Source organism: Marinomonas sp. CT5 (genome assembly GCF_018336975.1).
Taxonomy (GTDB): Bacteria; Pseudomonadota; Gammaproteobacteria; order Pseudomonadales; family Marinomonadaceae; genus Marinomonas.
On record NZ_CP025572.1, the window covers coordinates 4581211 to 4600316 of the forward strand.

At 42.9% G+C, this 19106-nt stretch carries 16 protein-coding genes; 6 read left to right on the forward strand and 10 right to left on the reverse strand.

The annotated features are described in order from the left end of the window. Window positions 1-24: 24 nt before the first annotated feature. Entirely contained in the window at window positions 25-1227 is a 1203-nt protein-coding gene (locus C0J08_RS21780) for an MFS transporter (protein ID WP_212653946.1), read from the forward strand. Window positions 1228-1231: 4 nt separating this feature from the next. Here the strand turns inward: C0J08_RS21780 and C0J08_RS21785 are convergent, their stop codons facing one another. Then, window positions 1232-1738 carry a DUF6622 family protein gene (locus tag C0J08_RS21785; protein WP_212653947.1) on the reverse strand — a complete coding sequence of 169 codons (507 nt, stop codon included), beginning with the start codon at window positions 1736-1738 and terminating at the stop codon, window positions 1232-1234. Between the two features lie 22 nt (window positions 1739-1760). Continuing rightward, complete coding sequence (locus tag C0J08_RS21790) at window positions 1761-2621, reverse strand: AraC family transcriptional regulator (protein ID WP_212653948.1); 861 nt, start codon at window positions 2619-2621, stop codon at window positions 1761-1763. Window positions 2622-2839: 218 nt separating this feature from the next. Between C0J08_RS21790 and C0J08_RS21795 the strand changes: the two genes are divergently transcribed. Then, a complete protein-coding gene (locus C0J08_RS21795; RefSeq protein WP_212653949.1) occupies window positions 2840-4828 on the forward strand; it encodes an LTA synthase family protein in 1989 nt (662 codons plus the stop codon). A 92-nt stretch (window positions 4829-4920) separates the two neighbouring features. On the opposite strand, the gene C0J08_RS21800 is transcribed toward C0J08_RS21795, so the two are convergent. Both C0J08_RS21800 and C0J08_RS21805 read right to left on the reverse strand, forming a co-directional pair. Next, the gene (locus C0J08_RS21800; RefSeq protein WP_249344422.1) at window positions 4921-6777 is read right to left on the reverse strand and encodes a sensor histidine kinase; all 1857 of its coding nucleotides are present in this window, start codon (window positions 6775-6777) and stop codon (window positions 4921-4923) included. A gap of 21 nt (window positions 6778-6798) precedes the next feature. Continuing rightward, a complete protein-coding gene (locus tag C0J08_RS21805; RefSeq protein WP_212653951.1) occupies window positions 6799-9000 on the reverse strand; it encodes an EAL domain-containing response regulator in 2202 nt (733 codons plus the stop codon). 288 nt (window positions 9001-9288) lie between these two features. On the opposite strand from C0J08_RS21805, the gene gmk reads away from it, so the two are divergent. The 4 genes from gmk (at window position 9289) to C0J08_RS21825 (ending at window position 12802) form a co-directional block, all read left to right on the forward strand. Further along, window positions 9289-9912, forward strand: a complete 624-nt coding sequence (gene gmk, locus C0J08_RS21810) for a guanylate kinase (RefSeq protein ID WP_212653952.1) — start codon at window positions 9289-9291, stop codon at window positions 9910-9912. Window positions 9913-9969: 57 nt separating this feature from the next. Next, the gene (gene rpoZ / locus C0J08_RS21815; protein WP_212653953.1) at window positions 9970-10194 is read left to right on the forward strand and encodes a DNA-directed RNA polymerase subunit omega; all 225 of its coding nucleotides are present in this window, start codon (window positions 9970-9972) and stop codon (window positions 10192-10194) included. A 62-nt stretch (window positions 10195-10256) separates the two neighbouring features. Beyond that, a complete protein-coding gene (locus C0J08_RS21820; protein WP_212653954.1) occupies window positions 10257-12374 on the forward strand; it encodes a RelA/SpoT family protein in 2118 nt (705 codons plus the stop codon). Between the two features lie 41 nt (window positions 12375-12415). After that, window positions 12416-12802: a RidA family protein gene (locus tag C0J08_RS21825; protein ID WP_212653955.1), complete on the forward strand. Its 387-nt coding sequence runs from the start codon at window positions 12416-12418 to the stop codon at window positions 12800-12802. A 56-nt stretch (window positions 12803-12858) separates the two neighbouring features. On the opposite strand, the gene arnF is transcribed toward C0J08_RS21825, so the two are convergent. Genes arnF through arnC form a run of 6 tightly spaced genes read right to left on the reverse strand, consistent with a single transcriptional unit; the run spans window position 12859 to window position 19102 of the window. Continuing rightward, entirely contained in the window at window positions 12859-13245 is a 387-nt protein-coding gene (gene arnF, locus C0J08_RS21830; RefSeq protein ID WP_212653956.1) for a 4-amino-4-deoxy-L-arabinose-phosphoundecaprenol flippase subunit ArnF, read from the reverse strand. Then, entirely contained in the window at window positions 13242-13511 is a 270-nt protein-coding gene (locus tag C0J08_RS21835; protein WP_249344425.1) for an SMR family transporter, read from the reverse strand. The genes arnF and C0J08_RS21835 overlap by 4 nt, the downstream gene beginning before the upstream one ends. 50 nt (window positions 13512-13561) lie before the next feature. Next, a complete protein-coding gene (locus C0J08_RS21840) occupies window positions 13562-15217 on the reverse strand; it encodes a phospholipid carrier-dependent glycosyltransferase (RefSeq protein WP_212653958.1) in 1656 nt (551 codons plus the stop codon). Then, window positions 15207-16115 (reverse strand): 4-deoxy-4-formamido-L-arabinose-phosphoundecaprenol deformylase, encoded by a 909-nt coding sequence (arnD, locus tag C0J08_RS21845; protein ID WP_212653959.1) that lies wholly within the window; start codon window positions 16113-16115, stop codon window positions 15207-15209. The genes C0J08_RS21840 and arnD overlap by 11 nt, the downstream gene beginning before the upstream one ends. A 3-nt stretch (window positions 16116-16118) precedes the next feature. Next, window positions 16119-18113 carry a bifunctional UDP-4-amino-4-deoxy-L-arabinose formyltransferase/UDP-glucuronic acid oxidase ArnA gene (gene arnA / locus C0J08_RS21850; protein WP_212653960.1) on the reverse strand — a complete coding sequence of 665 codons (1995 nt, stop codon included), beginning with the start codon at window positions 18111-18113 and terminating at the stop codon, window positions 16119-16121. 2 nt (window positions 18114-18115) lie between these two features. Then, the gene (gene arnC, locus C0J08_RS21855; RefSeq protein WP_249344427.1) at window positions 18116-19102 is read right to left on the reverse strand and encodes an undecaprenyl-phosphate 4-deoxy-4-formamido-L-arabinose transferase; all 987 of its coding nucleotides are present in this window, start codon (window positions 19100-19102) and stop codon (window positions 18116-18118) included. Between the last annotated feature and the right edge of the window lie 4 nt (window positions 19103-19106).

Here is a 19106-nt window from a genome sequence, read left to right on the forward strand (position 1 = left end):
TCCTGCTTTTTCTAATTGGATACCATGAAACGATTACACAAATTAGCGCAACACGACGCCGCCTTTTTACTCTTATTTATTTTTTTAGTGGCACTGAGTTTACGCGGCCCAGTGACGGGGCTTCCGCCATTATTAGATAGAATCAGTACAGATCTGCATTTAAGCAGTTCCCAATCTGGTTTACTCACCAGTTTGCCTTTGTTGGCGTTTGGTTTTTTTGCGCCAGTAGCGTCTTGGCTGACGCGACACTTTCGCATTGAGCGAATCTTGGCGTCTGGTGTTGGCTTGATCGCCATTGGCATGATCATTCGTACGTTTGGCTCAATCAGTACCTTGTATATCGGGGCGATTTTTATTGGCGCGGGGATCGCCATCGGTAATGTCTTGTTGCCCAGTTTGTTGAAGCGGGAGTTCCCTAATTATGTGGTTCAGCTGACGGCCATTTATGTCTTGATGATGAGCATCGGCGGCTTTTTGATGTCTAGCCTTGCGGTGCCATTAAGCTTGGTTGCCGAGCAGCCCAATTTTGCGTTCCCCATGAGCGGTTGGTCATTTGCTTTAGCATGTCAAAGTTTATTAATTCTGCTGCCTTTGGTGGTGTGGTTTAGCTGCAAGATTACTCAACATCAAGCCCCTCAAACCAACAGTCTTGATGCGTCCACTTCCGTTTGGCGTTCTGTAACCGCTTGGCAAGTGGCGGGATTTTTGGCGGTTAATTCGTTGGTGAATTACGTGGTGGTGGCTTGGGTGCCCGCTATCTTGATGAACAACGGCTACACCGATTCCACGGCGGGCTTATACCAAGGCTATTTGCAATTGGCCGGTGCGATTCCTTCATTGATTCTCGCGCCTTTTATCAATCGCTTAGGCAGTCATCGCCGACTTTGTTTATTTGCTACTGGCTTGACGACATCGAGCCTAGCTGGCTTTTTATTCGTGCCAAGCTGGTCTGGTGTTTGGTCGGTTTCTTTTGGCTTTGGTATCAGCATGGGCTTTATCTTGGGCTTGTCGTTTGTCAGCTTACGCACTAACAGCCCGAAACAAGCCGCGGCACTGTCCGGTATGGCGCAGCTCATCGGTTATACGCTGGCCGCTATTGGCCCAGTGCTGATTGGTGCGCTTTACGACTTACAACAATCTTGGACGGTACCTTTGTATGCCATGCTGAGTTTTGCTGTCATTTGGATGGGACTAGGATGGATGGCGAGCCCCAAACCAGATCGTTAGGAGTTTATGGTGATTGATACGTTTGAGTCGATCGGCTCAAACGCCATAACACAATACTTCGAGCAGCAAACACGCCGCTAAATACGCCATAAAGCAGAGACAACCCATCCACAACAATAGACATGGTTAGCAGGGAATGATGCAGGCCTTCCATCACACCAACCGTATATTTAATGGAAAAGATCCCTAAAATTAGCAGCAGTGGTCGCCAGCTACCTTGGATGAAATAGCGCTGTGTGGATGCATCATAGGTCGCACGTTGCGATGGAAAAATTAACACTCCAATGAGTAACGCCGCTACGAAGCTGACCGCACAAAATAATAACGAATCAAAGCTGCCGCCAAAGTTTGAAATCACCCCGTGCAGTGAAAAGGTGATCATCACGATCGGTAGGATAAAGGCTTTGCTTTTTGGTACTTGACGGTCTCGGGTTTGTTTCACCCCTAAGTAAATAAGCAAAGTCAACAATAACCAAACCCAAGTTGGGGTGTGCGTCACTATGTCTAACATCTCTGGCTCCTAAGAAAGCACCTTATTTTAGAGGCAAATACACATCGGTAATCAGTTCATGCTCGGCCACTTCTGGAAAGTGGTTGTGATATTGCAAGAAGCACGGAGCGTCTCTTAGCTCTTCCCCACTGTCGGGAAACCATTCTCCATAAAGGAAATATAGGCAGCGGCTGATATTGTCATACGATCCAAAATGCCGAACAACGGCGTAGCGTCCGCCTTCGATTTGACTGTTAATCACACCATATTCATTGTCACCCACATCGCTCGTTATTTCTGCTGCCAGATCACAACGAAAATCTTCTGGTGCGACTACCGCCGGATCTTCATAAATAATATTGAAGGTTCGACAATGCGTTATGGGAGATAAACCAGAAGTTCTGCGCCATTGTCTAAATACAGAGACTGACGCCATGATTCGGCTTGGCGGCCCTCGGTGCTTTAATAAAGCAATTTTTGTGGTATCAAAGTCGACAATATTCACCGTCATATGAGGATTTAGCTGCTTATCTGGTTTATAGAAGTTCAGGCCCAACTTCTCTAAATCTGGATTACGGCGAAAGTCACTTGGTGACTGCGAGTAGGCTTTTTTAAACGCTCTCGAAAACGATTCTGGATGATCAAATTTCGCGCTCATGGCGATATCAATGATGCGTTTTTCTTTCATAAACACCAACTCGTAGGATGCTCTTTTTAGACGCAACTGCTGGACGAACTTGAACACCCCCACCCCCATAAAATGTGTAAACTGGCGGTGGAAATGGTATTTAGAAAAACACGCCACATCACATAAGGTTTCGACGGTAAGATCATCGTCTAAGTGCTTATATATGTAATCACATACCGCCAACATGCGTTTTTCGTAATGCTTTATTGAAGCCACTTTCTGAATTCGTCCATCATCACTAAATCCAGTTTAAAAGTATCCAGTATTTTCATCCTAATACCTAACCAAAGTTGCTCATCCCTCATGCTCTTGATCACATCGTAATGAGCAAGAAGCAAGGTTTTAACCTTTATCAGATGTTGTTTATCTGAGCATCACGGATTTATTGGATGCTATAATCAGCGATAATTTGAGTGCTTAGGATAGTTTCAGCGATGTATCAGAATCGAATGCGGCCACTTTTGGTCACGTTAGCGGTCCAAATCTTTATCATTACCTTAATCTTAATGCTTGGCCGTTATGTCATGCTGCAGTCTTTTGCCTCTCCTGTGGAGCTAGCAAAACACAGTGAAGACCTGACTCGCATGTGGTCAATTGGTATTCGCTATGACCTTAGAATTGGCGGTATGTTCATGGCGCCATTTTTTTTAGTGGGTCTAGTGTTCTGCGCCAACCGTTTTTCTTGGCGATTACTAAAAGCCATTAGCCCTTTTTTCATGGGACTGATTGTATTTACTGTGGTCATGGTAACCGTCAGTAACTTCTATTATTACCAAACTTACCATAACCATTTTGATGTTTTTGCCTTTGGTTTAGCTGATGACGATACCAAAAGTGTGCTACTTAATATCTGGCAAGATTATCCCGTTATTAAAGGTCTTTTAGCGTCATTGTTAACTGGCTTCATTGCTTATCGTGTGGCTAAGTTCACACTGCGAGATAAGTCCCGTAAACCTTGGCATTTTAGTGTCTTTACCGTATATGTCGTCATTGCATTTATCGTTCTATTCATTGCCTCTCGCGGAAGTGTGGGTACATTTCCGTTACGCCGAGACAATGCGCAAGTTTCCCAATTATTAGTGCTCAACAAATTATCACCTAACGGCTTTATGGCGCTAAACTGGGCGCTTCAAGATAAAAATGAAGATGCGTCTTTTTCGCCGGTCAGCCATAAAGATGGTCAAGCACTAGAAGCGAAACTAGGCATTACCCATTTAGCGGCCCGTACTGCCTCAAATCCTTGGCTTGAATCCAACCGGCCCAACGTCGTTATGAATGTAATGGAGAGTTTTGGCAGCAATATGCTGGCGTTTGATCAACCCGGCATTAATGACCTGTTAGGACGATTGCGACCACACTTTAACGAAGACTTTGTCTTTAAACGCTTCCTGTCGGAGGACAATGGTACCGCTCCGTCTTTGGCTGCCATGCTTTTCCATAGCCCTTTTGAGAACATCAGTCACAGCTCTGAACAAAAAGTGAAACTGCAGGGTGTACCTTTTAGTGTTTACAAAAAAGCCGGTTATAAAACCATCTTCATTTCCCCTGGGAACATGGCGTGGCGTAATTTGGCGGGGTATTTACCACTACAAGGTGTCGATGTCGTTTATGACCAAAACACTCTTATGGAACGTTATCCAGAATCGGCGGCAGAACTGGGTGCTTGGGGCGTTCCCGATGACTATGCCTATCGTTTAGCAGAACAAGTGCTCAAAGACAGCAAAGAGCCCACTTTTATAACCATTTTGACCATTAGCAATCATCCACCTTATCATACGCCATCTCGCTATGAGGCCGCTCCTTTCGCCGCCACTCCTGAAGTCTTGAAGCACTCTGCTGAAGAAGACCTCACCGCGTTGGATAACCTGCTAGAAACATATCAGTTTGCAGCAGATGCCTTTGGGCAATTTATCACTAATGTAGAAAACTCAACTGTCGGTGAGAAAACCATTATTGCGGCCACTGGCGATCATCAGATGCGCCGCCTAAATGCTTTTTATCCTCAGGAACAAGTATTGGATCGTGCCGTACCCTTTTATCTCCATGTACCAAAAAGCATCTTGGCGAATACCGATTGGACCTATGACCCAAACCGTGTCGGTTCGCACAAAGATATCTTCCCGACCTTATACCATTTGAGCTTGTCCGATACCTCCTATCAAGCCATTGCAGGGCGGAATATGCTTGCTCCGATTGATGATGAAAGCCGCGCTTTTGGTTACAACGTCACCCTATGGATTGATAAAAACGGCGCTTACCCAATGAGTGGTAAAGCCGCATTTTATCCTTGGGAAAACGAGACAGGCCTTCGCACAACCACAAGCAGCGCCGTTCCCAGCGAACAACAACAAGCTCGTCAAAAAGCCTTACCTGAATTGCTGCGTTGGCAGTTAAACTCGCAAATACGAGGTTTCACAGATTAGTCTGTTATTTACCTGCTTTAAAGATCCCAAAACCCAACAACATCTTGTCGTTGGGTTTTTATTAAGTTTGAACCCATTTTTTATTCACGCCGCTATTCAGGATCTATTTCTACTCGCAAAGGTATCGTTAGGGTAAATGTCGTTCCAACGTCGATTTCAGAAACAGCATCAATTCGTCCCTTCATTAATTTATTAACCCATTGGTTTACTAGGTGTAGTCCTAAACCTGTATGTTGGTTGGTGCGGCCTGTTGTAACAAAGGGATCAAAAATACGCGCTTTAATTTCTGACGAAATGCCTCTGCCATTGTCACTAATAACAAGAACGAGGTTTTCTTGTTCCTTTTTAGCCGTAAGAGTAATAACGCCTTTATCCAATCGTTGAAAGCCATGATCCAGCGCATTATCAATCAGATTTTGAATAATTTGTGACATGGCGCCAGGGTAACCTAACATGTCGATATCTTCTGGACATTGGGCCTCAATACTAATATCGGCACGTTTTTTCAATATTGGCTTATAGGTGAGTAAAATGTCATTGACGACATTATGAAAGAAGAAAGCCTGAACATCTTGTGCGGTTCTGTCCGACACAATACGTTTAAAACTAGAAACCACATCCAAGGCACGAACCAGATTTTTCTCTGCTATCTGTAAAGAGCTATCCATTTTTTCTAGTCCATCAGAAGGATGAAGTTTAGCTTCTTTATCCAACCATACTTTACAAGAGGACAGCGCCATTCTGACGCCACCGAGCGGTGTGTGCATTTCATGAGCTAAGCCAGCTACCATCAATCCTAGCGAGGACAATTTGCTGCTTTCTACTAGCTCGTCCTGAAGATCCACTAAGCGCTTATTCGTTAGACTCAGTTTACGGTTTATCTGCTCAGCTTGTGCTTTTTCTTGCTGAACCAGCTTAAGTAATCGATAAGTCTCAAATTGCGCGGTAACTTGCCGCCAAACCAACCATGCAATCAAAGCAAAGAAGACTACCGCTATACCAATAATGCTAAGGATTAACCTCGCTCGCCATGCAGAAAATACTTCAGAATTAGAGCGTGCAATAAAATACAAAGATGGTGCTTGTGAACTCTGAACATCCGCTTCTTCATCTATATGCAGTTTCAAGAGACTCCACAAACGGCCATCATCAAAAACTCGTTCTAAACCATCCACTGCATCCATTTCCTGCCAAATAGCCGGAAAATGCGTTTTGATATTAAAGTTCAAATTGTCAGGGTGCAGTATTCCGCCCCATTCAAGGACTTTGTCGGCCGCTAAAACCCAATCGCCATTGGAGTCTAGTATTTCTAAATGCACACCATCACTGCTAAAAGTCCGAACAAGCTCAAACAGTTTGCTCAAGTCATAATTCACCACCAAAATTCCCGGTATCTCGCCATTTACTCTGACGACACCACGAACCGTTGGCTGAAAAGGACGTACGATTTCTTTATTTTCTATATTAAGATCCAAAGAGGAAATGTATACATCGTTGCTGCTATCCGGTGCATTTTGTACATAATGCCGATCCGATTTGTTTTGTAGTTGATCTTCTGGCACAAGAGAGATGACACCAACTTGAGAGTTGATTCGAATGTGCTCTTGGCCATCTGGCATAATCCAGCGAACTTGCGAAATTAGCTTAGACGTTCGAGCAAATTGACTAAACTCATCCACCACCTGAGCCTCCCAATCACTTGGGATTGTTTTTTCGTTCTGTGTAGATAAGCGAGCATTAATGCTGTTGCGTAGCAGCAAGGTAACGCGCTTAATATGCCCCATTTCACGGCTAAAAACACTGGCGCTACGAGACAAAACCTCAGACTCACTAAATGCTAACTGACTGATTTTGTTGTCTAAGAAAAAGCGATAACTGCCCCAGCTAAGCAACATTATGAAAATCAAAGCACCTGACAAATACATGAAAAGTAATGATTTTTGAGACATCCGTTTGCCAAAAATCATATTCTATAACCCTGATTTAACCCAACTAATGGTATCGTCTAATGACATAGGTTTAGCAAATAAGTAACCTTGACCATCATCACATCCCAAAGCCAATAGATTGTTTTTTTGCTGCTCGGTCTCAATGCCTTCAGCAATCACGCTTAGCCCCAAGAAGTTTCCGAGTTCGATGATCATCTTAAGTATCTCCCAATCTTTTTCGGATTCTTCCATACGCCACACAAAGCTGTGATCAATTTTGATGGTTGAAACCGATAAAGTAGATAGATACGCTAAAGAAGAATATCCCGTTCCAAAATCATCAATATTCACCTTTATACCTTCAGCCTTTAAAGCTAATAAGTGTTTGTTTATCATAGTTTTTTCATAGATAAACTGTGATTCGGTAATTTCCAGTTCAATCATTTCATTTGGAACATTTTCTGCTTGAAGAAGTTTTTTAAAACGATCGAAATAGTTAGGACGAATAATTTCATTGCCTGCGACATTGACTGAAATAGGCACATTAATACCTATTTCTTTCAGTGTATTAATCGCTTTACAGGACTGTTTCAACATCTGCTGATCCAATTTATCAATCAGACCACTATTCTCAGCCAAAACGATAAATTGATCGGGAGGAATAACACTACCATTTTTATGTGTCCATCGAGCCAAGGCTTCAAACCCAATTAATGAGTTGTCTTTTAGACTAAATTTAGGTTGGAAATACGCGCGAATCTGATGATCAGCAATAGCCTCTCGTAGATCTGTTAATAACTCATAGCGCCCAAACATGTCCGAGGCAAGGGTTTCAGAAAAAGCCAAATATGAAGCACCTTCGTACTTGGCTCGTTCTAAGGTGCTTTTTCCTACGCTTACTAATTGCTCTGGCTCATAATTTGGAAAGTCTGAAAACTTCACCGAGCTTACGGTTAAATCAATAGAATGTAAGGAGTTTTCAACTTCAATACTGGTATGAATAATATTCTCGAGTGACGCTTCGTTGTAATCCTGATAGTCATACACAATCAACACCAGAGTGTCTCGCTCAAGCAAGGCAATATCGACTGCTTTGTCAAAGAAGTGACTCAAATAATCGTACAGAGAAAGCGTTAATTGATCGCAATATTTAGACCCTAAAACAGACTCGGTATAAGCTAAGTCTTCTACGTAAAGCATTAATAAAGTCGCTTTTTTTCGCTCCCAGGAAAACATGTTGCGTATTTCGCGAACCAACCAGTTTTTGTTATGAATCCCTAAGGTAGGCTCAACATAAGCCAGCTCGGTTAGTTTATTATGCAAGGCAACATTGCGAAAGCCAGCGCTAATGTTTTCGCAAAATACCTGAAGCAGGTTAATTTCATTACTCGCAAGATTCCTATCAAGCTTGACCACCACCATGTATTCTCGATTTTCCAACTCTTTGTTCGAAAAATACAACACAGAAAAGCCATCCTGAAAGACATGACTTTTCTGTGTATTGGCGAGCTCCACGGCTTCTTTTAGAACACCTTCCGTGATTGCTGATAAAAAATATTTATGGATGTGGGACGAAAACTCTCCACAAGCCGCCACAATTAAGGCTTTTTCGAGATGCTCTTCTTCAGGATGAAAAAAGCAAACTATGCCGCCACTGCTCATTTTTAGCAGCAGCCCGATCTCTTCCAAAATAGAACGTGTGTAGTCGGTAATATCACTCTTTGAGGCAATTCTTTGACTCGCTGCAAGTAACAATTGCATGCCATGGCGGGCTTCTTTCATGTCAGAAAGATGCTCCCAAGTACGCAAGTTACTTAACACTATGGTCTGTAAATGCGCCTGCGTGAGGTCTGATTTACACCAATAGTCATCGATATCGTATTGACCAATAAGATCGTTAACTGGTGCCATACCCGGCTGACCTGTTAATAAAACAATGCGTACCAAATCATTACCAATAACGTCACGAATAGTACGAATTAAGCGTAGGCCAGCGACATCCGTTTCCATGACAACATCAAGAAAAATAACCGATATATCAGGATTAGCGGCGATGACTGTCGCCGCTTCATTGGCAGATGATGCGGTCAGAAACTCCACCTGTTTATCGTCATAATTAAGCGCACTCAGGCCGTTCATCAGTGCTTCTTGGTAATCGGGATCATCTTCAACGGATAAGACTTTGCAGTAGTTTCTTCGTGTGGAGGTTGCTTTCAGCGATTTCTTTTCGTAGGGTAAATCCATTGTATTTCCCTTCCTTGTTTTATCATTTATCTGTTGGATTCATATCATTGAAGCTTAGCCTTGTTTATAAAAAATGCATCAGGAACAAAAAAACTTTGTAACGAATTATTAATGACCACTAAATGAATAGGATGTTGTCAGCTAAAATTAAAACTCGGCTTGAACACTCAACAACATCCCTGTCAAAAAGCGCCAATATCGTCAATAATACTCAACTCACTAGCAGGCATTTTGTTTGTGATATAGTAAAACGCAACAAAGTCAAAAAAGGCGGATTAGAAGAACCCCATGGACAAACATAAAGGCAATTTATTCATCTTATCGGCGCCTTCTGGGGCTGGTAAATCGACCTTATACAAGGCGCTTCTTAGCCAAGATTCTCAGGTACGAATTTCAATTTCTCATACCACACGAGCACCGCGAACTGGTGAAGAACATGGCCGAGAATACTACTTTATCGACGATGAATCCTTCTTGGACATGATTGCTGAAGACGCTTTTTTCGAGCACGCTCAAGTTTTTGATAATTATTACGGCACATCAAAAGAGTCTATTTTCGGCATGCTAGAACAAGGCTTAGACGTGATTTTAGAAATAGACTGGCAAGGCGCTCGCCAAGTACGTCAACTCTATCCTGAAGCCATTGGAATATTCATTTTGCCGCCATCATTACAGGCGCTAGAAGAGCGCTTAAGAAAACGCGCTACCGACACAGATGAAGTCATTCAGCGTCGTATGGCAAAGGCTGTAAATGAGATGTCGCATTATCACGAATACGATTTTGTTATTGTAAATGACGATTTTGATGCTGCACTTTCACAAATGGCCGCTATTTTTCAAGCAATGCGCTCAAAAACAGCGGTTATGCAAGAAAAAAACAGCAATCTTATAAATGATCTCTTGTCATTATAAGAAGCCGTTCAGTAGAATTACCCTTGGAAAAATAGATAACCGAAAACAGAGGTCAAAATGGCTCGAGTTACCGTAGAAGATTGTTTAGAAAACGTTGATAACCGCTTTGAATTAGTGATGGTCGCTTCCAAGCGAGCTCGTCAACTAGCGACTGGCGGGGAAGATGCAAAAGTGCCTTTTGAAGGCGACAAAGTTACTGTAGTTGCACTACGTGAAATCGCGGAAAATTTGATCAATGCGGATAATGTTGATCAACAAAAACGCCCTTTGCACGAGTTTTAATATCCATGGTGTCGCTCATATCACAACTGTCGCGCTTCCTTTTTGCCTTAGTGAGGTGAGCGATGTATACCATTGAAGATCTAGCACTGACCTTGAGTCAGTATTTACCTTATGACCAAGTCGCCAAGGTAAAACGCGCCTACTATTACGCGGAACAAGCCCACGATGGGCAACGACGTAAAAGTGGCGAGCCCTATGTCACCCATCCTCTCGCTGTCGCCGAAATTCTATCGGAACTTCGAATGGATTGTGATGGATTAACGGCGGCACTTCTGCACGATGTTATTGAAGATACCGGCATTAGCCGTGAAGCCCTAACCGAACAATTTGGCGAAGGCGTTGCAGGCCTAGTGGATGGTGTGAGTAAGCTCACACACCTAGAGTTTAACAGCCAAATCGAGAAACAAGCCCATAACTTCCAAAAAATGGCCATGGCCATGGCTGATGACATTCGTGTCATCTTGGTTAAGTTGGCCGATAGACTCCATAACATGCGCACATTAGATGCCATGCCTGCCCACAAAAAACGCCGTATTGCCCGCGAAACACTGGATATTTATGCCCCTATCGCAAACCGTCTGGGGATGTACAAAGTTCGGGTAGATTTAGAGTCTCTCGCTTTTCAAGCCTATTATCCAATGCGCGCCCGTATGCTACAAAAAGCCATCCATAAAAAGTATGGCCAGCAGCGTATTAAAGACACCCAAAAGCTTGAAGATACAATTCGATCAGAACTCGCCGCGGATTATATTGAAGCCAGCATTAGCGTTCGTGAAAAACACATTTACAGCATTTATCAAAAGATGGATAAAAAACGCCGTTCTTTAGATGAAATTATGGATGTGATGGGCGTTCGTATTGTTACTGATCGACATGATAGTTGTTATCGAATTCTTGGCGTAATTCATGCTCTGTTTAAGCCGATTGAGGGCCGTTTTAAAGATTACATTGCGGTTCCAAAATCCAATGGCTACCAATCTCTTCACACTACCGTATTGGGCACCAATGGTATTCCAATGGAAGTTCAAATACGCACAGAAGAAATGGACTTGGTTGCCAATAATGGCATCGCTGCCCATTGGGCTTACAAGGTTAGCGGCACATCAAACATTCCAAGCAACCATGATCGTGCAACTAAATGGGTAAAAAGCTTATTAGAAATTCAACAAAAAGCGCGCAACCCCGTTGAGTTTGTGGATAACGTAAAAAATGATTTATTCCCTGATGAGGTGTATGTTTTTACTCCAAATGGACAAATCATTGAATTACCTTCCGGCGCGACCCCTGTCGACTTCGCTTATGGTGTTCACACCGAAATCGGCAACACTTGTATTTCTTGTCGAATTAATCGTCGTCTTGCTCCACTAAGTACACAATTAGAAAGTGGTCAAACGGTCGAAATTATTACTGCAAAAACAGCCCAGCCCAATGTTGCTTGGCTGAGCTTCGCAATTACCGGCAAAGCACGTACAAACATTCGTCACTATTTAAAAGACAAACAACGCGAAAACGCCATTTCTATTGGCCATCGCCTATTAACTCGTTCACTAAACGCGTTTAAAACCAATATTGATGAATTGACTACAGAGCAGATCGCACAAGTATTGGAGAACCACCAGCTTTCATCTCTCGAAGATCTACTGGAATCCATAGGCAAAGGGCGTCATGTTGGTTATCTAGTCGCTCGTGAACTCTTCCCGAATATCGATGAAGACACCTTGGTCACGCCAAAATCCTTCAAGGTAAACGGCTCAGAGGGAATGTTGATTTCCTATGCTAAATGCTGCTCACCTATTCCTGGCGACCCTATAGTTGGATACGTTCAGGTAGACAAAGGCATTATTATTCATCACCTCAATTGTCCTAACGTTCAAGATCATTTATCCAATCCTGAGCGCTTTATTCACATGGCATGGGGTAAAGAGATTGAAGAAGAATTACACATCAGTCTAATTGTTACCTATATCAACGAACGTGGCGCTGTGGCTAAAATTGCCAGCTCAATTAGCGATACTGATTTCCAAGTATCGAACCTCGATATCATTGAACGAGGCCGAGTCAGTCGCCTACGGTTAAGCATCACTATTTCTAGTCGAGTAGGCTTAGCCGATGTGATGCGCCGGATAAAAGCGGTTCGTTGTGTAGAAAAAGTTTCTCGGGAAACTATTGTCGGGCGCTAACCCTCTGTCACTCACCATCTTCTAGAAAAAGGATACTTAATATGTCAAAGCAAGTCATTCACACTGAAAACGCACCCGCCGCTATTGGTCCTTACTCCCAAGCAATACGCGCAGGCAACACGGTGTATTTGTCGGGTCAAATTCCTCTCGTTCCTGAAACGATGGAAATTATCAGCGAAGATATCGTTGAGCAAACAACTCAAGTATTCAAAAACCTACAAGCCGTTTGCCAAGAAGCCGGTGGCTCTTTGGAAAACGTTGTAAAATTCAATATTTTTATGACTGATTTGGGTAACTTCGCCACTGTAAATGAAGTCATGGCCCAGTTCGTGAAAGAGCCATACCCTGCTCGTGCCGCAATGGGTGTTCGCGCCTTACCAAAAGGTGTACAGGTAGAAATCGAAGGCATCATGGTATTGGAAAACTAAACACTTAGATCCAACATGACTTTACAAAAAAAGAGGCTTCAGCCTCTTTTTTTGTTTTACCAAGATGTATTACGTCTGGGTTTATAGGTAATTAAACTTACGCCTAACACAATCAATACACTGCCAAACATGACCGATAAAGACAAAACCTCATCAAATAAAATATTAGCCATGACAGTAACCAAAACATAACTGATACTCAAGCATGGATAAGCAATCGACAATGGCAGCTTGGACAACGCTAGCATCCAACAGCCTAGGGACAAAGCATAACAAGTTAAACCGCCAATGACTGTAGCAAGATCAACAAAGTGGCTTATCCAAAAATGAAAATTCAACCAATCTAGTGAAAATAAAGGTAAGCCGCTCATGCCAGATTTCATCAACAGCTGAGCTATAGTGACAAGCATCACACTGGCTGAGATTGCTAACCAAGCCTTCATAGCTTACCTCCCAATAAACTTACGCCTACAATAACTAAGGCAACACCAAACCACTGACGAAGGCTGACTGGCTCTTTAAACCAGTAACGAGAAGCAAACATGACCAGCACATAGTTAAGACTTAGCATAGGATAAGCAATACCAACAGGGAGCTTCTGTAATACTAAAAGCCACGCCAAAGCACCAAAGCCAAGACACGCAATAGCAGATAACAAAAGCCAAGTACGGCTTTTGTTATCTGTGCTTACAGCACATTGCTTTTGCAAAATTTGACCTGTGCATGTGAGTAGCAAGGTCAGCACAACAAGCAAAAATGTCATGGTAATTTAGGGTAAATATATAAGTGGAAGTTTCCGTCTTGGAATTGTTGTGCTGGTGTAGGAAGCTCCCTGAATATGGGGTCCACTTCCGAACTCGAGTGAAATGCCAATACAACCTGCTGAGAATGTTGTCTTTGCTGTAACTGCTCACGGAATTCACCATAGAGGAAATAGCGTTGTTGCTCACTATGCTCTACACCGTATTTAAGTTCACCATAAGCCTCTAACAAATCGATATCACTACGGTCTAGTATCCAACCTAGTCCACCGATTAGCCCAGGATAATTCGTTATCACCCAAGCATCCTGTTCAATTAGAGAAATATGCTGCTCATAGAAAACTTCTGGGTGCTTATTATTCACCACTTTCGATGGTAGGAAAAATGGCAGAAGTAATAGCAAAGCGACCGAAGGCCCAGCCAAGAAAAATGGAACTCGATCAAACTTGTTCAGCGGCAATAATGGCAACAAGGCACAGAATAAAAACACACCAATCGCAAACCAGAAAGTATGAATTTCTTTTGCTAAATAACCCTCTACTTTACCCACGATTTGATATTGAACCAAAACCAGTACCAAAGCGATGCCAGCAAACGCCAATAAGTTGGCCCACACTGACCACTTGATGATTCGGTGTTTTTGTTTAACCAGCTCCACTAACCCACAACCAATCAAGATAGCCAATGGCATCATCAAAGGCATGATATAAGTAGCTAGTTTACCTCTCGCAATCGACAACAAAATAAACGGTAGAAGAACACAACACGCCTGATATAAAAAGAAACGCTTGTTGCTCTTATCTGCAAAGCTCTGAGCGATAGCATGAGGCGCTAACACAGTCCAAGGAAAAATAGCTAACAACAACGTCGGAATATAATACCAAAATGGTGCTAAATGCTGAGCATTAGAAGACTCAAATCGACGAATGTTTTCGTTCCAAAAGAAGAAGTTCCAATAATCAGGTGCTTGAATAGCAACCGCAATACTCCACGGCAATGCAACTAAGACAGCCGCTAAAATAGATAAGGTGCCATAACCGACCACCTGTTTAAACTGGCGCGTCAAAATCATAAATGGAACAATCGCAATAACCAATATGGCCAGACCCACAAAACCTTTGGTCAAAAACGCCGCACCACAAAATACACCAAATAATAAATAACGACCCACTAAGGCTGAACGCTTTTTACTCTGCATGGCAAAGTAAAAACTTGCAAACGCGGCCGCCATCCATAACGTTAATTGACTATCAAGCGTGTTATAAGTGCCCACGCCGAACACCAAAGGGAACGAAAGGTAAACCAACGCTGAATAAAACGCTTTGCGCTCATCTTGCAATACAGACTTTACGAAGTAATAAGCAATCCAGCCGGTCAAACCAATAGACAAAGCGGGAGCAAGTCGAGCCGCAAAGTTTGTTTGACCAAATAATAACTGGCTGATGTTATTCATCCAGTAGCCTAATACGGGCTTTTCGAAGTAATCCATCCCCATAAAATGAGGCACCACCCAATTGCCTGTCGCCAGCATTTCACGACTTATTTCCGCGTATCGAACCTCATCAGGCATCCATAAAGGTGTTAATCCTAGCGGCAAAAGATAAAGGGCCACAAAGGCGAACAACAGCAACCACTTATATTGACTACGATACATAAACTTCTTCTTTCGCATTATCTTGCCAACCTACCCAACCTTCACGACCTAATAAGGCATCTCGTTTTACGTCACAAAGGCTTGTAGCGGCTTGTTCTTCTAATAGCGCCGCCAATGTCACTGGTTGCCACTGGCGTTCTTTAAACATAGTGAGTAACTGCTCAAATTGCTCAGTCATCACAATACCTTCCACTTCAGCGTGAATGGTATAAACAGCACAGGACTGTTGTTCAATGGCATTGCAAATATAATCATTAAACCCTTCGATATCGCACTCAGTGCCAACAACTTCATCAAAAGTAGGCACTGTCACAGGAATTTGTACCGTACCGGCTTTACCATTGCTCAAACGGGGGTGAAAAGGTTCAGTCCCTCGACAGTCGCTGTTATAAGCAAAGCCAAAAGACTCCTTCAAATCGATAACGCGCTGATCAGCACGCCACCCCGGTGCAGCACTGCAACGTACAGGCTCGCCGAGGATTTTACTTAAACTGTCGTAACCATAACGGATGTGGGCCAACATTTTTTCATCGGACCAACGCTCAGTATTTAGCTGCCAACCATGATGGTCCCAAGCATGAAGACCAATTTCATGGCCTTTTTGCTGAGTCTCTAAAATTGGCTTTACCGCATGTTTACCAATAACCTTCCCAGGCCAACAAGTCCCCGCCAGCAAAATATCTAAACCGTATAAGCTGGCGGCATTGGAGCGCAGCATCTTGAGTAAAAACTTAGGTTTTATGAGCCGCCATAAATGGCGCCCCATATTGTCTGGTCCCATAGAAAAGAAGAAACTCGCTTGAATATCATGTTTCTCGAGTATTTCTAATAACTTTGGGACCCCAACCAAAGTACCTTTAAGGGTATCCACATCGATCCGCAATCCAATCTTTCTCATTTATTAGTCCTGAGAAACCGTCGACTGAATAAAGAAATCAAGCGTTTTCTCAATAGTGTCATCCATATGAGTTGTTGGGTGCCAGTCCAACAGTTTGTTGGCATTTTTGATACTCGGACGACGATGAGAAACGTCTTGATATCCCTCACCATAGTAACTGCGGCTTTCAACACCTTTAAAGCCAGCAAAAGGAGGGAAATTACCACGCAACGGATGAGCTTCAAATTTTTCAAGCAGCGTTTGCGCCATATCTTTAATACTGGCTTCGTTGTCAGGGTTACCAATGTTGATGATTTGTCCATCACAGTTTGCGTCTTTGTTCTCAATAATGCGGAACAAAGCTTCAACACCATCATCAATGTCAGTGAAACAGCGTTTTTGAGCGCCACCATCGATCAATTGAATTGGCGTACCTTCGATCAAGTTCAAAATCAATTGCGTGATCGCACGAGAACTACCGATACGAGCTGAATCCAAACTATCTAAGCGAGGCCCCATCCAGTTAAAAGGACGGAACAAAGTGAAACGCAAACCGTCTTTTTGGCCGTATGCCCAAATAACTCGGTCTAACAACTGTTTAGACACAGAGTAGATCCAACGCTGCTTATTGATCGGTCCAACGATTAGGCTTGAAGTATCTTCATCGAACTCGTTATCACTGCACATACCATACACTTCAGATGTGGATGGGAAAATAATACGTTTGTTGTATTTCACACAATGACGAACGATTTTTAGGTTTTCTTCAAAGTCTAGCTCGAAGACACGTAGTGGATTACGTGTGTACTCGATAGGCGTCGCAATGGCAACCAAAGGCAAAATCACATCACATTTTTTAATGTGGTATTCCAACCATTCACCATGGATGCTGATGTCACCTTCAACAAAATGGAATCTAGGATGTTCTAATACGCGGCCAATTGCACTAGAGCTAATATCCATTCCATAAACATCATAGTTTTCTTCTTTCAATAGACGCTCGGTCAAATGATTACCGATAAAACCATTTACTCCCAAGATCAGCACTTTAGTGCGCTTCTTAGCGGCTAAAGCCAAACTTGCTTTTGGTGCTAAACGCATACCTTGAGTTAAACTCATTTCACGAGCTAATTGTGACCCACTAAGGAATAAACCTTGCTCAGCTTGGCCAGCTTCGATTTGCAACACACCTTCACCACAAACCACTTGTAAAGGGTCTGTGCCGATAATCGTTCCCGGTATTTGGTTATTCGCTAATGTGTTATCCGACTGAGAAACGACTTTTGTTTCCCAAACAATGATCTTCCTATCACCGATAAAGCTGAAGGCGCCTGGGTAAGGTTGTGTCACAGCGCGAGTAAGATTGAACAATTCTGCCGCACTTTTATTCCAGTCTAACTCTCCATCGGCAGCGGTACGACGGCCGAAATAAGTCGCTTCAGCATCATTCTGCTTGGTATAGGTCACACTTCCATCAAGAAGAGCAGGCAACACATTCGCCATTAATACACCTGAAGCCGCATCCATTTTTTCGTGAAGAGTTAATGCTGTATCGCTTTCTTCAATAGTAACAGTTTGCTGTGCAAGGATATCGCCCTGATCTGGGCGCGTAGTCATTTTATGTAGCGTGACACCCGTTTCACTTTCACCGTTAACCAGAGCCCAATTTACAGGCGCTCTGCCACGGTATTTAGGCAATAGTGAGCCATGTAAATTAAACGCTCCTTGTTGAGCGCAATCCAACAAGTCTTGGCATAACATATCTCGATAATAAAAAGAGAAAATGTAATCAGGATTAATGGCTTTAATGCGTTCAATCCATAGGGGATGGTTAACTTCATGAGGAGCGTAAACTGGTAAATTTTTCTCTGCACATAATTGAGCCACTGACGCAAAAAAACGCTGCTCATCTGGAGAGTCGGTGTGAGTGAAAACCGCTTCAATTTCAATGCCAGCTTCTAAAAGCTGGGTAATTCCAGTACATCCAATATTGTGATAGGCAAAAACAACAGCTTTCATAATTATGATTTCTCTTTAAAAAGTGGTGAAGACGTTTGTCCTTTACGGACAACTTTTTGAACAAAATAACGAGGGCGGGCGCGAACATCTTGATACATTCGCCCGATATATTCTCCCAATAACCCCATGCCAATAAACTGCGCACCAACAAAAATGAAAAGCACGGCGAACAATGTAAACAGACCATCACCCGACCATTCAGGCCCAAACAATAGCCTCAGCATTAACAGAACAAAAGCAAACAAAAAGCCTGTCGCAGCAACAACACTTCCCACAATACTAAGTAGACGCAGTGGCGTTGTTGTCATACAAGTGATCAAATCAAACATCAAATTGATCAACTTCATTGGACTGTACTTAGAGTCACCAAATTCTCGCTCAGCATGATCAACATCTATCTCGGTGGTATTTCGAGCAAAGCTATTTGCAAGGATAGGAATAAACGTACTGCGCTCATGACATTGCAGCATAGCGTCAATAATATGACGACGATAAGCACGCAACATACAACCGTAATCATTCATTTGAACCCCTGTAGCACGACGCACACCACCATTGATAATGGCCGATGGTAAACGCCTAAACACCGAATCTTTACGGTGTTTACGAACCGTACCTATTACATCAAAACCTTCATCGGCTTTAGCAACAAGACGGGGAATTTCTTCTGGTGGATTTTGCAAATCTGCATCTAAAGTAATGACTAAATCTGCATCTGCTATTTCAAAACCAGCCATTATCGCAGCATGCTGACCATAATTTCGATTCAACATCACACCAACAATGTGACTATCAGGCAGACTTGCTGCTTCTTGAATAATCTCGGAAGAGCGGTCACGGCTGCCATCATCCACCAATATAATATCGTGATCCCGCTCAAGAAGAAGGCAAGCTTCTTTAGTACGGCGAATTAGCTCTGGCAAACTTTCTTCTTCATTATACACTGGTATGACAACGGCGACTTTTGTTATAGCCTTTTCATTTAACACTGAA